Raw genomic sequence first — 12,776 nt, 5'->3', positions numbered from 1 at the left:
ACCCGTATCTGGGCGAGCTTTTTAAATTGCAGCCGAACGAGAGCGCGTATTATGCGGAGTATCCGTGGCGCGGGCTTAGTTACGAGAGCTCGCAAATCTGGCGCGAGAGGCTTGCGGATCCGCAGACGAGCAAAGACGATAAGCAAAAAATTTTTAGCTGCCTGCTGCAAACCCGCGAGCCGCGAAACGTGAAATTTGCCTGCGAGTTCGCGCTTGCGGAGGATTTTTTCGACCGTCCGTGCGATCTGCTTGAGTATATCGGCTATTGGCTGGAGGCTGTCGGATTTACCTTTGAGCGGACTAAATTTGACGCAGATGGTGCGGCTCAAATGGCAGCGGATGAAATTTTAAAAATGGATGCGGACGAATGTGTCGGCGTCAAACAAACCCAAACGAGCGAGCGCAACGTATCGCGAGCTAACGTAAATTTAAATGAAACGTGCAATGTGGCAAGCGTCGTTAAATTTAACGCGGACGAAACCGACTCCGATAAATCACAAAAAGCGCCGAACGATGAAATTTGCTTTGGCGGTGAGAAATTCAGGCTCAAAAGATACTGCAGTCAGCGCGTGTATCACATAATCTTTCCGCGTGGCTATTTTGGCGCGCCCTACGCGCCGCATCTGGCGAAGTACCATCCAACCTGGCGGTTTGAGGGCGGCAAGGCAGGCTATAATCTCGGCGGAGTCTTGGACGAGTCGGACTGCGATGCGCAAAATCCGCTATTTCATCTCATCACGCTTGATCCGCTGCCTCGTGACTTGCCCGTGCGATCGCTGCCGCGCCTAATCCTCGCCGCTCACGTTAGAGAGGTAAACGAAGGCGAGATAGTCTTTTACGAGCACGACGCGCAGGGTATGCCACGACGTATCGGCGAAAGGACGCAGGTGGAATACGCGCAGGACGAACCGATAAAGGAGTGCGAAGTAGTGCTTGCGCCCACGCCGGCGCGCTGGGCGGCTCAGGACTTGGGGATGTCAAACAGCAGGCAAAACCTCGCGCGCATCGGCGGCGAGCCTTCGTGGATACAGGGCGCCTCGGTGCCGCGCTGTCCGATATGCGGCGAGAAGATGGAGTTTTTGATGCAGCTTGACAGCGAGCTTCCAAGCTGCGAGCAAGGCGGCGAGGTGATGTTCGGCAGCGGCGGGATCTTGTACGTGTTTTGGTGCGAGCGGACGCGGGTGAGCGGGTTTTTTCATGCAGTGCACGTGAGTAAAATTTAAGAAAAACGCGTAAATGAATGGACGGGTGATCACGGCGAAAATAAAAAGAAAGGGCGGTATTTGGTATCTTGATGATTATTTTAAGTCGCTTCGCAAGAATGAAAACGAAATAGCAAAGCCTATCAGGCAGTTCGTTTCGGATCCGAAAAGGTATCTATTTAATACAAAAGAAACCCTTCACGACGCCGTTTTGACTGAATTTAAATTCGCTATTTTAAAAAACGAAGATAAATTAACGATGAAATTTTTATCGCCCTACCGAGATAGAAATTTTAAATTTGTTTTCAAAAACGTCCTAGCCGTCCGCTTTAAAACGGACGATAAGAGCTTTAAAAATAACGATCTGATAGTTCATCAATTTTCGCTAAAGCGGGAAGGCATTTGCGAGTATGATTTTATCTTTGTGAGCGGACAGAGGATAACCGTAAAATTTAAACAGCTCGAAATCATTGAGGAATTCTTATAAGCGCGCTGCCTTGCTGATGGCGGAGGGATTTTGCGTATTTTGGTGCGAATGGACGCGGGTGAGCGCGTTTTTATGCGGTGCGTGAGCTAAAATTTTGCAAAATCCTAAACGAAAATCGCAAAATTTTAAGTAAAATTTATTCTAAGATAATAAAGCGGCAAAATTTGCCGAGCATTTCAGCGCGTAAATTTAAACTTCTTTGACGAGAATATATAAATTTACGCGGGCGCAAGGCCTAGGCGTAAATTCCATCCACCAGCGTCTCTACGAACTGATCCGAGTTAAATTCCGCCAAATCCTCCATTCGCTCGCCCACGCCGACGAAAAGTATCGGCAGCCGCAGTTCGCGCGCTATGGCGAAAAGTGCGCCGCCTTTGGGCGTGCCGTCAAGCTTCGTGATGATGATGCCGTCAAGCCTTACGATCTCGTTGAACGCCCTGGCTTGCGCGACGCTGTGATTGCCCTGAGTGGCGTCGAGCACGATGATCTTGCGGTGCGGTGCGCCGCTTTTTGCGCGGTCGCATATTCGCACGATCTTTTCTAGCTCCGCGGCTAAATTTTTCTGGTTTTGCAGGCGCCCTGCGGTGTCGATCAGGACGCGATCAATGTTTTTGGCACTTGCCGAACTAACGGTGTCAAACGCCACGGCTGCGGGATCGTGCCCTTGCGCGGTCGCCACGATCGGTAGATTTAGGATCTGCGCCCATTTGCGCAGCTGCTCGACCGCGCCCGCGCGAAAGGTGTCGCATGCGCCTAAAATCACGCTTTGGCCACTATTTTTATATAAATTTGCAAGCTTTGCGGTTGTTGTAGTTTTGCCCGCGCCGTTTACGCCCAAAATTAGCTCGACGAAAGGCTTTTCATCCGCAGGACGGGCAATCTCGTAATTAAAATAGCTCTTCAAAACGCCTTTAAGATCATCTTTAGCGACTAGCTTTTTTGCGGGCAGCTTTTCTAAAATTTCCTCCACGAGTTCGTAGCTTACGTCGGCTTCAAGCAGCATCTCTTCTAAAATTTCTTTTGAAATTTTATCTTCGCTTTTCGCGCCTCGCATCGCGTCTATGGTCTTGCTAAGCCCTTTTTTAAAAAATTCGAACATCAGAAAATTTTCTCCAATTCGGTCATTAAAATTTCTTCCGGCATCAGCCCGAAATATTGCGCGCTAAACTCGCCCTTTTCGTCGTATATCGCCATATACGGCACTTCGCTTATGCCGCCTAGCGCCTTTGTAAAAAAGTCCGTTCCTTCGCCGTAAGCGATCGCGTAATTTACCTCGTGCGCGCTTGCGTAATTTTTTGCATCGTCTAAATTTGCATCACCGATCATCACGCCGATTATGTCAAGCTTGCCGGAGTAGGCTTGTTTGGCGGCATTTAGCGCGCTTACCTGCACTGCGCAGGCGTCGCACCACGGCGTAAAAAATGCAAATAGCGTCACGGTGGAGTTATTATCGATACGAAAGCCTTGCTTCGTCTTTTGCATATTTAAAATTTTTCCGTTACTTAGCTGAAGTGTAAAAGGAGCGGTATAATCGACCTGGATTACGGCTTCGGTTTCGGACTGCGGCTGCGTGGCGTTGGCCTCGGTCGGGGTATCGCTTGATTTTTTATCCTCATCATCGCCGCAACCTGCAAGAAAGAAAAAAGCCGTAAAAAGCGCTAGAAAAAAACGAAATTTCATAATAAACCTTAAAATTTAATCGCAAAATTATACAAAAAATAGCTAAAATAAGCGTTAATATTTTATTCGAAAGATCAAACGATGCAAAAGAATGAATTTAGAAAAATCTGCAAATCGCGTCTAAAATCTCACGCCGCGCGTGCGGCTAGATGCAAGCATTATGAGCTATTATGGCGGCTTGAGCGGCTGATAAAATTTTTAAAAGCGCGTAAAATTTTGATATTTTTGCCGATGAGTTACGAGCCGAACGTTTTGATTTTAAGAAAAAAGCTATCAAAAAGCTGCGAATTTTACGTTCCGTTTATGGTGGATATTAGTTTAAAAATGGTAAGATTGCGTTTACCTTTTAAAATTTCGCGCTTTGGGCTGCGGCAGACGCTTCCGCAAAACGGGTATTTTAAGAAGGTCGATCTAGCCGTGGTTCCAGCTATCGGAGTGGATGGCGCAATGGCTAGAATAGGACATGGGAAAGGATTTTACGATATGTTTTTTTCAGGTCTTAAGTTTAAGCCCGCAATCGCATTCGTGAGTATAAAAGACTGCTTTTGCAGTGAAATTTTATCGTTTGATCACGACGCAAAGGGTGATTTTTACATAACTCCGAGCCAAAATTACCTAAAAAGAGGAAAATATGATAGAGATTTTAATCGCCTTGTGCGCTCTTGCGGTGGGCGCTGGCATAGGATACTTAGTAGCTAGAAAGATCAATAACGCCAATTACGATTTTTTCGTAGAACAAGCTAAAGCTAAAGCCAAAGCTATAGAATTTGAAGCCGAGGGCATCTTGCGAAATTCTAAAATTTCGGTACAGGAAGCTGAGTTTGAAGCTAAGAAAAAATACGAAGATAAGGCAAGCAAACTGCAGAAGGAATTTAACGTTAAATTTGACGAGCTCGGTAAAAAGGAGCACGCACTTCTAACCGAGCAAGAAATTTTAAAAGACAGCAAAAAAGAGCTCGAAAGCGCCAAAAAAGAGGCGAAATTCCTCTACGAAGAGGGCTCAAATTTAAAGAAAAGCTATGAAGAGAAGCTAGCCGAAGCGCTTAAAGTGCTTGAGCGCGTGGCGGGCTTTACGCAGGATGAGGCGCGCGCGCAGGTGCTTAAGAAGGTCGAGGAGCAAAGCCGCACCGACATCGCTCACATCGTGCGAAAATATGAAGAGGAAGCCAAAAAAGAGGCGCGAAAAAAAGCGAACTATATTTTGGCGCAGGCTACGTCGCGCTTTGCGGGCGAGTTTGCCGCTGAGAGACTTATCAATGTCGTAAATATCAAAAATGACGAGCTTAAAGGCCGCATCATCGGCAAGGAGGGGCGCAACATAAAGGCGCTTGAGATGACTCTGGGCGTGGACGTTATCATCGACGATACCCCAAATGCGATCATCGTAAGCTCACACAATCTATACCGTCGCGCCATCGCCGTTCGCGTCATCGAAACGCTTATCGAGGACGGCAGAATTCAGCCTGCGCGCATCGAGGATATCTACAAAAAAGTGAGCGATGAATTTGAAGCTAGCATCGCTGAAGAGGGCGAAAATATCGTAATGGATCTAGGTCTTAGCAAAATTCACCCCGAAATTTTAAAACTTATCGGGAAGCTTAAATTTCGCGCCAGCTACGGACAGAACGCCCTTGCGCATAGCCTTGAGGTCGCACATCTCGCGGGCATCATTGCCGCAGAAACGGGCGGAGATCAAAAGCTGGCCAAGCGAGCAGGCCTGCTTCACGACATCGGCAAGGCGCTAACTCACGAGTATGAGGGCTCGCACGTAGATCTGGGCGCCGAGGTTTGCCGCCGCTACAAAGAGCATCCGGTAGTGATAAACGCGATCTACGCCCACCATGGCCACGAGGAGGCTACCAGCGTGGAAAGTGCCGCAGTCTGTGCCGCAGACGCGCTAAGCGCCGCGCGTCCGGGCGCTAGACGAGAGGTGCTAGAGAGCTATCTAAAACGCGTTAGCGACATCGAAGCGATCGCGATGAGTAAAACCGGCGTCAAGCAAGCCTACGCGATCAACGCAGGTCGCGAGATTCGCGTCATCGCAAACGCCAAGCTTATGAACGACGATGAGGCGGTTTTGGTCGCTAAAGAGATCGCCTCTGATATCCAAGACAAGGTTCAATTCCCAGGTGAGATCAAGGTCAATGTCATACGCGAGCTTCGCGCGGTCGAGATAGCCAAATAAGGAGTATGAAATGAAAAAATTTATAATCGCTTTATTTTTGCTTTTTAGCGCGGCATTTGCTGAGGATGAGCTCATCATTGATAGCGCGAGCGCCTATTCGTCGGTGATGCGCACGAACACGCAGTATAAATACCTAGCGCAGCAAGCTCGCGCGATAGTGATATTTCCGAGCGTCAAGAAGCTGGGTTTCATCATAGGCGGAATGTATGGCGAGGGGATCATTATCTATAATAACGACGGCGCGCATAGCGTTAGCGGCGCTGAGATCAGCAGCGCCAGCGTAGGACTTCAGATCGGGTATGAGGATAATTATCTAGTCATTTTCGTAATGCATGACGATGTAATCCAAAAAATGCGAAATTCACAAATCACGCTTTCGGGCGACGCTACGGCAGTTGCAGGTAACTACAGCGCCGATTCTGGCTCTTTAGATGTGCTAAATCAAGATATGTACGTCTTTACGAATAAAGGCGGGCTGTTTGCGGGCGTGAGTCTGGGCGGTTCGGTGCTAGAGACCAAAAACGACCGCGCTTTTGATCCAAATACCGAGGGCTATGCGCTTTTGATGCGAGTAATTGGCGCAGATGAGTAAAATTTAGCTAAAGATGCTAAGGCGCATAGCTTAGCGAAAAATTTTGCTTTATGGGCGTTTTATTAGCAGCTTGGAATTTTGCTCGCGTGATTTCTGCAGAATAATAGACTTAGGTGCGCAATTTTATTGCAATTCGCGGGGTGGGAGGCATTTGAGGATATCGCGTAAATCCTGCGTAATTCGCGAGTTACTTTGAATTCTAAAGAAGTCCAAATTTTGTAATTAAATTTAGAATTGCAAAATTTTATCGCTAAATTTTGCGGTAATTTTACTTGATGCCTAGAAATTTTATTTTAAAATTTCGCTTGATATTTTGCGGCGAAATTTTATATTTCGCGACAGCCGTGCGGAATTTTAAATTTAATGTCGCAGCAAAATCAAGTAGCGCAGGACGTTGGAGTGAAGTTTTTGCACCGAATTTCAAAGCTGCTTTAGTCAAAAATTATAGAATTTTATACGATCTAATGAAAGGATTTGATGGAGTCGATGTTTGCAAACCTCCATACGTGGGGGTATCTGATACTGTTTTTATATTCGCTGGGCGGAGGATTTTTGGCGCTTGCGGCGGCGGGCGTGCTAAGCTCGGCCGGCGAGCTCAATATCGTCTTATGCATCGTAATCGCCTGCATATCGAACTTCATAGGCGATTCGGGGCTGTTTTTAGTAAGCCGCTACAATAAAAAAGAGATCATGCCATATCTGCGCAAACAGCGCCGAAACCTCGCTCTGGCGCAGATTTTGTTTCGTAAATACGGCGACCGCATCATTTTGATTAAAAAATTTATCTACGGCCTCAAAACCCTCGTGCCGATCGCGATCGGCATCACAAAATATTCATTTTTAAAATTTAGCGTCATCAATGCCGTAAGCTCGCTCATTTGGGCGCTTGTGGTGGGGTTACTGAGCTACTACGCGGGCGATTTCGTGCGCGGGCTCTATGCGCATGTCAAGGACGCACCGTGGATTGCTCCGCTGGCTCTAGGCGCGATAGTAGCGGCGATCGTGCTTTATTTTCGCTTCGCGACCCGCAAAAGAGGCTAGCGGTGGCAAAAAAGCTGATCCCGCTAGCAATTTTCGCAGCACTTCTTTTGGCGCTAAATTTTATCTCCAATTCGCACGGTTCCGCGGCTAAAGATGAACGGGTTTTTACCTCAAAAACCCTGGATATCGCTTTTCGTAAAAGCGGCGCGCAAGATATCAAAAGCAGCACCGATCGTAAAATTTCAAGCCCCGAAAATCCAGAAAGCAGCGACGGCGCAAAAGATGAGAGCGACGCAAGAAGTGCAGACGGCGGAGCAGGGCGCGGAGCAGACCTAGGAGATTTAAAATCTCATCCGCAAGTAAACGAGCCCGCCGCGGCAAATCCCAAAGATGAGGCGGACGCTCACAGGCGACGCAGCGCAGATTATGAAGCTTCGCACTCGCAAAATCCCGCCGTAAATTCTAAAAATCAGCCCTCAGACGAGCCCTGCATAAGCAGGGAGTGTGTGAGCGCTCATATCCGCCGTACGGGCGCTTTGCCGCAAAATTTTATCACGAAAAAGCAGGCGGGCGAGCTTGGCTGGCAGGGCGGCGATCTGTGGCGATACGCGCGCGGCAAGAGCATCGGCGGCGATCGCTTCGGCAATTTCGAGCGCAGATTGCCTGATAAAAAGGGGCGGATCTGGCGCGAATGCGACATCGAGTATCGCGGCGGCCCGCGCGACGCAAAGCGGCTGATATTTTCAAACGACGGGCTGATCTTTTACACCGCCGATCATTACGAAAGCTTCGAGCGAGTGCAATGAGCTTAAATTTTAAAACGCGCAGCGCCGCAAAGATCATCATCGACGGCGCAAAGATTAGGCGCAAAGATCAAATTTTCGCGCTATTTGCCGCAGCGCTAAATTTCAAGCCCGAATACGTCGCAAATTTAGACGCGCTCTACGACGTGCTTGGCGAGCGGGGCGAGCGGGTCTTCGTGATCATCAAAAGGGGCGGAATTTTAAAGCTAAGACTGGGTAAATTTTATGATATTTTGCTCGAGGTTTTGCGAAGCGGCAAAGCGAAAATTTTAATCTTATGAACTTGCGCGGCAGCCATTCCGCTTTAAAGCTAAATTTTGCCGAGGAAAAGGTAGGTTTGTTTCGGCGTAGTTTCGAGAGCGCCGTTAAAATTTATTGAATTTTAGAGCTTATTAAAAGAGGCGATTTTAGAAATTTCGCTCACAAAGCTCACGCGGTCAAATTTAAACTCAAGCCTATACCGCTAATCTTTGCGGCGCGGGTTTGTAAAGTCGCTAAATCTGATCGTATCCGCTTCAAATTTAACCCTAAGCGCGAGATACCAGCAACTCCAGATCCCGCACGGACAGCCCAGTAGCACGACGCTTCGCTCGCTGCTAGCCGCAAGCTGTCCGTTAGGCAAGAGCGCGTCCAAAAAGAGCTTTTTAAAATCAATTAGGCTCAAATAGGCGTAGTCTCCCGCGATGCTAGCTTGCCCGTCCTTTGCCGCAAAGCTTTGCTCGCGCCGCCTAATCAGCTCAAGCAGAGGCTCGCTGTTTATTGCAACGGCGACTTCGGTAAGGCTCCGGCCGTCCACCTCGTAATCGTTTAGGTAAAATTTAATGCTATCCATGCGGTAATCTCGCTAAATTATATGTTTGCGACGTATTTGCACCGACCTATTAAAATTTCGGTGCAGTTTATCGAATTTGAAGTGAAATTCGGTTTAAAACTAAAAATTCGTAGGTAGAGCGCAAATTAAATGGAGATTTTTAAAATTTGAGGATTTCGGGCTTGCGGAGCTTGCTTTCGGTGAGCGCGAGCTCAAATTTACAAAAAAAGCTCAATTTGCGTAGACGAAAGAAGCGAAAACAAAAGATTAAATTTCATCGCAGATCAAAGAGGTTGAAACGAGAGTTAAATTTTACGGATAAAGAAGTCGAAATTAGAAACGAGGGGTTAAATTTAATTCGCTTTTTGGGGCGCTTAAATTTAACCCCGCCGCGGCTACATCATTTCGCCGCTTTTGTGCTCGTGCTCGGTGTAGGTTACCGGAATATCCTTCTTGCCTTTTCCCGGTGTATACACTCCCTCTCCACGTTTGAAAAGAAGCTCGATGCCTTCGGCGTTCGTAAGCATTATACCGCTTGCGGAAGCCGCGCGTTTAAGATTATGCTTTTTGCCTTTTTCGTCGGTTAACACGCCCGTTGCGAACATATCGTTCGAGCTAAGGCTGATGCGCTTATCTCCGGTCTCTCCGAGTAGAAATACGATCGTGTGCGCTACAGACTCTTGCTTTTGCTGCGGAGCCGTATCGGCCTTAGGTTGGTTGCATCCGCTTAAAATCGCGATTGCCGCTAATGACGAGAATACAATTCGTCTCATTTTTTCTCCTTTAAAAAAAGTTCGCGAATTATATAGCCAAAAAGTAAATCCTAGATTTCGCGACTTTTTATTTAATCAAAGATTAACCCAAATTTAGTAAAATTCTCTCCGAAAATCCGAAAAAAAGGAGAACTTATGGCAGTAAAAATCGCAATTAACGGCTTTGGAAGGATCGGTAGGTGCGCGGCTAGAATTGCGCTAAGCAGGGACGATGTAGAGCTTGTGGCGATCAACGATACCGCTAAGCGCGAGCTTACGAGATACCTGCTTCAATACGACACCGTTCACGGCGAGTTTCGTAAAAAAGTAGAAATTCTAAGCGACGAATGCATAGCCGTAGACGGCAAAAAGATCCGCGTCTATTCCACCAGAGAGCCTGCGGAGCTTGATTTTGCGGGCGATGGTGCAGAAGCTGTGCTTGAATGTACTGGTGTATTTTTAACGAGCGAAAAATGCAAGCCATTCATAGATAACGGTATCGGTGTAGTCGTAATGAGCGCGCCTGCCAAGGATGATACGCCTACTTTTGTAATCGGCGTTAATGAGGGCGCTTATGCAGGACAACGCGTCATCTCAAACGCTAGCTGCACCACTAACGGCCTGGCTCCGATTGCAAAAATTCTAGACGATGAGCTTGGTATCGAAAAGGGTCTGATGACGACTATTCATGCCTATACGCACGGACAGAGCCTAGTCGATGTAAAAGCCAAGGACTTTCGCCGTTCACGCGCCGCAGCTCTTAATATCGCTCCGACCACGACGGGTGCGGCAAAAGCGATTAGTAAGGTACTTCCACAGCTAAGCGGTAAGATGCACGGACAATCGGTGCGCGTGCCGGTGGCTAACGTTTCGATGGTTGATCTAACAGTGCTAACGCGCAAGCAGACGAGCGCTGAGGAGCTAAATGAAATTTTCCGCCGCTATGCCGCTAAAGAGATGAAAGGAATTTTGCTCGTAGACGACGATAGCCGCGTCAGCAGCGATTTTTGTACTTCAGAATACTCCAGCATCGTAGCTAGCGACTGCACGCAGGTAATTGACGGCAATCTGATAAAAGTGATGAGCTGGTATGACAACGAGTGGGGATATAGCGAGCGCCTCATCGATTTAGCCTTATATGCGGCAAAAAGAAGGAAATAAGATGGGCGAAATTCTTTCGATTAAAGATTTGAAATTTAAAGATGGCGCGCGCGTTTTTATCAGGTGCGATTTTAACGTGCCGATGGATGAGTTTTGCAATATTACGGACGATCGTCGCATCCGTTCGTCTATCCCTACGATTAAATATTGCTTAGACGAGGGCTGTGCGGTAATTTTAGCCAGTCACTTAGGGCGCCCGAAAAACGGATACGAAGAAAGACTTAGCCTAAAGCCTGTGGTAAAGAGGCTATCTAGGCTTTTGGAGCGCGAGATAAAATTTGTCTCCGACGTCGCGGGCGAGGAGGCAGGAGCTGCGGTAAATTCGCTTAAAAAGGGCGAAGTGCTTCTGCTGGATAATCTGCGCTTTGAAAAGGGCGAGAGCAAAAACGACGAGGCGCTAGCTAAGAGGCTCGCAAGCTACGCGGAATTTTATATCAACGATGCTTTTGGCGTATGCCACCGCGCGCATGCTTCGGTAGAGGCGATTACGAAATTCTACGATGAGGCGCATAAGGCGGCGGGATTTTTGCTACTAAAAGAGATAAAATTTGCTAAAGACCTTATTAAAGATCCTGCGCGTCCTTTCGTAGCCGTAACGGGCGGCAGCAAAGTAAGCGGCAAGCTTCAGGCGCTTAAAAATTTACTTCCTAAAGTCGATAAGCTCATCATCGGAGGCGGCATGGCGTTTACGTTTTTAAAAGCCGTTGGATATGACATCGGCAAATCTTTACTCGAAGAGGATCTAATCGAGGAAGCAAAAAATATTCTCCGCAATGCTCGCGAGCTTGGGGTTAAAATTTATATCCCCGTCGATGCTGTTGCAGCTCCACAATGCTCGCAAGACGCCGTTACAAAAAAGGTTACCGTCCAAGAAATTCCAAGCGATTGGATGGGGCTAGATATCGGACCTGCGACCGTAGCGCTTTTTAAAGAAGCCCTAGACGATGCACAAACGATCTGGTGGAACGGACCGATGGGGGTTTTTGAGATCGATAAATTCGCTCGTGGCAGCCTGCATATATCGCACGCGATCGCAGATAGCGACGCCACGACCGTAGTGGGCGGCGGCGATACCGCAGATGTCGTCGAACGCGCTGGCAACGCCGACGATATGACTTTTATTTCTACCGGAGGCGGCGCGAGCTTAGAACTCATCGAGGGCAAGGAGCTGCCGGGCGTGCGAGTGCTTACTGCTAAAACGGAGCTGCGATGATACTGGCAGCGAATCTTAAATGCAACCATACCCGAGCTAGCTTTGAGCAGTACGCTAAAACTTTAGATGAAGGCTTAGCGGGTGGAATTTCGCGCGAGGATGAAATTTTGGTTTTTCCTCCTGCTAGCGCATTTTGCGCGAAGGTAAAAAATTTCACCCAAGGCGCGCAGAATTTCTATCCTGCCGCGCACGGCAGCTTTACGGGCGAGATCGGTGGCGATATGCTTGCGGAATTTGACATCAAAACCGTTCTTATCGGACATAGTGAGCGGCGCGCTATTTTGGGTGAGAGCGCGGAGCTGATAAGAGAGAAATTCAGTTTTGCCGCAGCGCAGGGCTGGCGCATCGTCTTTTGCGTCGGCGAGGATGAGGCGGCATTTGCGCAAAACCGCAGCGAGGAGTTTGTAGCGACACAGCTTGAGGGTATCGATCTGAAATATTCGAGCTTAGTACTAGCCTACGAGCCCGTCTGGGCGATCGGCACGGGCAGAAGTGCGCAGTGCGAGCAGATCGAAAGAATGCTGAAGCTCTTGCGCACCAAAAGCCCCGCGCCGCTACTTTACGGCGGCAGCGTGAATGCTGAAAATATCGCAAAAATTTGCGCGATAAGAGGTTGCGACGGGGTGTTAGTGGGCACAGCAAGCTGGGACGCCTCGAAGTTTTTGGAGCTTATATGCGTCGTCTCGTGAGCGTCTTTTAATGAGTTTGAAATTTTAAGTCCGCGACAGGCTATGCGCCTAGTCTTGATTTAAAATCTCTGCACAACATTAAAATCCATATCACGATACTGCCGCTATCAAATTTGGTTTCAAATTTGGGTTGCAAAATTTTTAAGTCAAATTGCGCAGGATTTTTCGCTTAGTCAAGGCAAAATTTAAAAAATAAGCGGAGCGAACATATGGTTCGTGA

14 protein-coding genes and 1 pseudogene are annotated in these 12,776 nt (G+C 47.9%); 11 read left to right on the top strand and 4 right to left on the bottom strand.

From position 1 onward, the window contains the following. Nucleotides 1-1,223, top strand: a pseudogene (locus Q0101_RS08270) (hypothetical protein); the annotation flags it as partial. Between the two features lie 13 nt (nt 1,224-1,236). Then, a complete protein-coding gene (locus Q0101_RS08265) occupies nt 1,237-1,689 on the top strand; it encodes a hypothetical protein (RefSeq protein ID WP_297944250.1) in 453 nt (150 codons plus the stop codon). A 235-nt stretch (nt 1,690-1,924) separates the two neighbouring features. Here the strand turns inward: Q0101_RS08265 and ftsY are convergent, their stop codons facing one another. After that, nucleotides 1,925-2,788 (bottom strand): signal recognition particle-docking protein FtsY, encoded by an 864-nt coding sequence (ftsY, locus tag Q0101_RS08260; RefSeq protein ID WP_297944248.1) that lies wholly within the window; start codon nt 2,786-2,788, stop codon nt 1,925-1,927. Beyond that, entirely contained in the window at nt 2,788-3,369 is a 582-nt protein-coding gene (locus Q0101_RS08255; RefSeq protein WP_297944245.1) for a TlpA disulfide reductase family protein, read from the bottom strand. Before Q0101_RS08255 ends, ftsY begins: the two co-directional genes overlap by 1 nt. 81 nt (nt 3,370-3,450) lie before the next feature. On the opposite strand from Q0101_RS08255, the gene Q0101_RS08250 reads away from it, so the two are divergent. The 6 genes from Q0101_RS08250 (at nt 3,451) to Q0101_RS08225 (ending at nt 8,211) form a co-directional block, all read left to right on the top strand. Continuing rightward, entirely contained in the window at nt 3,451-4,068 is a 618-nt protein-coding gene (locus Q0101_RS08250) for a 5-formyltetrahydrofolate cyclo-ligase (protein ID WP_297944242.1), read from the top strand. After that, the gene (rny, locus tag Q0101_RS08245; protein ID WP_297923524.1) at nt 4,001-5,554 is read left to right on the top strand and encodes a ribonuclease Y; all 1,554 of its coding nucleotides are present in this window, start codon (nt 4,001-4,003) and stop codon (nt 5,552-5,554) included. Before Q0101_RS08250 ends, rny begins: the two co-directional genes overlap by 68 nt. Before the next feature lie 10 nt (nt 5,555-5,564). Further along, nucleotides 5,565-6,146, top strand: a complete 582-nt coding sequence (locus Q0101_RS08240) for a lipid-binding SYLF domain-containing protein (protein ID WP_297895124.1) — start codon at nt 5,565-5,567, stop codon at nt 6,144-6,146. 477 nt (nt 6,147-6,623) lie between these two features. After that, a complete protein-coding gene (locus Q0101_RS08235; protein ID WP_297944239.1) occupies nt 6,624-7,187 on the top strand; it encodes a DedA family protein in 564 nt (187 codons plus the stop codon). Between the two features lie 2 nt (nt 7,188-7,189). After that, nucleotides 7,190-7,933, top strand: coding sequence for a ribonuclease domain-containing protein (locus Q0101_RS08230; RefSeq protein ID WP_297944236.1), 744 nt, complete (start codon nt 7,190-7,192; stop codon nt 7,931-7,933). Continuing rightward, nucleotides 7,930-8,211 (top strand): barstar family protein, encoded by a 282-nt coding sequence (locus Q0101_RS08225; protein WP_297944233.1) that lies wholly within the window; start codon nt 7,930-7,932, stop codon nt 8,209-8,211. The genes Q0101_RS08230 and Q0101_RS08225 overlap by 4 nt, the downstream gene beginning before the upstream one ends. Before the next feature lie 182 nt (nt 8,212-8,393). Here Q0101_RS08225 and Q0101_RS08220 read toward each other — a convergent pair whose 3' ends face one another. Beyond that, the gene (locus Q0101_RS08220; RefSeq protein ID WP_297944230.1) at nt 8,394-8,762 is read right to left on the bottom strand and encodes a hypothetical protein; all 369 of its coding nucleotides are present in this window, start codon (nt 8,760-8,762) and stop codon (nt 8,394-8,396) included. Nucleotides 8,763-9,136: 374 nt separating this feature from the next. Further along, entirely contained in the window at nt 9,137-9,514 is a 378-nt protein-coding gene (locus tag Q0101_RS08215; protein WP_297944227.1) for a hypothetical protein, read from the bottom strand. Between the two features lie 135 nt (nt 9,515-9,649). Here Q0101_RS08215 and gap point away from each other — a divergent pair, with 135 nt between their 5' ends. The 3 genes from gap to Q0101_RS08200 are packed head-to-tail and all read left to right on the top strand — an operon-like array spanning nt 9,650 to nt 12,556. After that, nucleotides 9,650-10,654, top strand: coding sequence for a type I glyceraldehyde-3-phosphate dehydrogenase (gap, locus tag Q0101_RS08210; protein WP_297944225.1), 1,005 nt, complete (start codon nt 9,650-9,652; stop codon nt 10,652-10,654). A gap of 1 nt (nt 10,655) precedes the next feature. Further along, nucleotides 10,656-11,867, top strand: a complete 1,212-nt coding sequence (locus Q0101_RS08205; protein WP_177386771.1) for a phosphoglycerate kinase — start codon at nt 10,656-10,658, stop codon at nt 11,865-11,867. Then, the gene (locus Q0101_RS08200) at nt 11,864-12,556 is read left to right on the top strand and encodes a triose-phosphate isomerase (protein WP_297944222.1); all 693 of its coding nucleotides are present in this window, start codon (nt 11,864-11,866) and stop codon (nt 12,554-12,556) included. The genes Q0101_RS08205 and Q0101_RS08200 overlap by 4 nt, the downstream gene beginning before the upstream one ends. Nucleotides 12,557-12,776: the final 220 nt, after the last annotated feature.

The organism is uncultured Campylobacter sp. (genome assembly GCF_937921625.1).
GTDB lineage: Bacteria > Campylobacterota > Campylobacteria > Campylobacterales > Campylobacteraceae > Campylobacter_B.
This window is presented reverse-complemented; position numbering and strand designations above follow the sequence as displayed.

Bases quoted from the DNA above. Each gene is read 5' to 3' on its own strand.
- Q0101_RS08265 (WP_297944250.1), top strand. From the start codon at position 1,237: ATGAATGGACGGGTGATCACGGCGAAAATAAAAAGAAAGGGCGGTATT.
- ftsY (WP_297944248.1), bottom strand. From the start codon at position 2,788: ATGTTCGAATTTTTTAAAAAAGGGCTTAGCAAGACCATAGACGCGATG.
- Q0101_RS08255 (WP_297944245.1), bottom strand. From the start codon at position 3,369: ATGAAATTTCGTTTTTTTCTAGCGCTTTTTACGGCTTTTTTCTTTCTT.
- Q0101_RS08250 (WP_297944242.1), top strand. From the start codon at position 3,451: ATGCAAAAGAATGAATTTAGAAAAATCTGCAAATCGCGTCTAAAATCT.
- rny (WP_297923524.1), top strand. From the start codon at position 4,001: ATGATAGAGATTTTAATCGCCTTGTGCGCTCTTGCGGTGGGCGCTGGC.
- Q0101_RS08240 (WP_297895124.1), top strand. From the start codon at position 5,565: ATGAAAAAATTTATAATCGCTTTATTTTTGCTTTTTAGCGCGGCATTT.
- Q0101_RS08235 (WP_297944239.1), top strand. From the start codon at position 6,624: ATGGAGTCGATGTTTGCAAACCTCCATACGTGGGGGTATCTGATACTG.
- Q0101_RS08225 (WP_297944233.1), top strand. From the start codon at position 7,930: ATGAGCTTAAATTTTAAAACGCGCAGCGCCGCAAAGATCATCATCGAC.
- Q0101_RS08220 (WP_297944230.1), bottom strand. From the start codon at position 8,762: ATGGATAGCATTAAATTTTACCTAAACGATTACGAGGTGGACGGCCGG.
- Q0101_RS08215 (WP_297944227.1), bottom strand. From the start codon at position 9,514: ATGAGACGAATTGTATTCTCGTCATTAGCGGCAATCGCGATTTTAAGC.
- gap (WP_297944225.1), top strand. From the start codon at position 9,650: ATGGCAGTAAAAATCGCAATTAACGGCTTTGGAAGGATCGGTAGGTGC.
- Q0101_RS08205 (WP_177386771.1), top strand. From the start codon at position 10,656: ATGGGCGAAATTCTTTCGATTAAAGATTTGAAATTTAAAGATGGCGCG.
- Q0101_RS08200 (WP_297944222.1), top strand. From the start codon at position 11,864: ATGATACTGGCAGCGAATCTTAAATGCAACCATACCCGAGCTAGCTTT.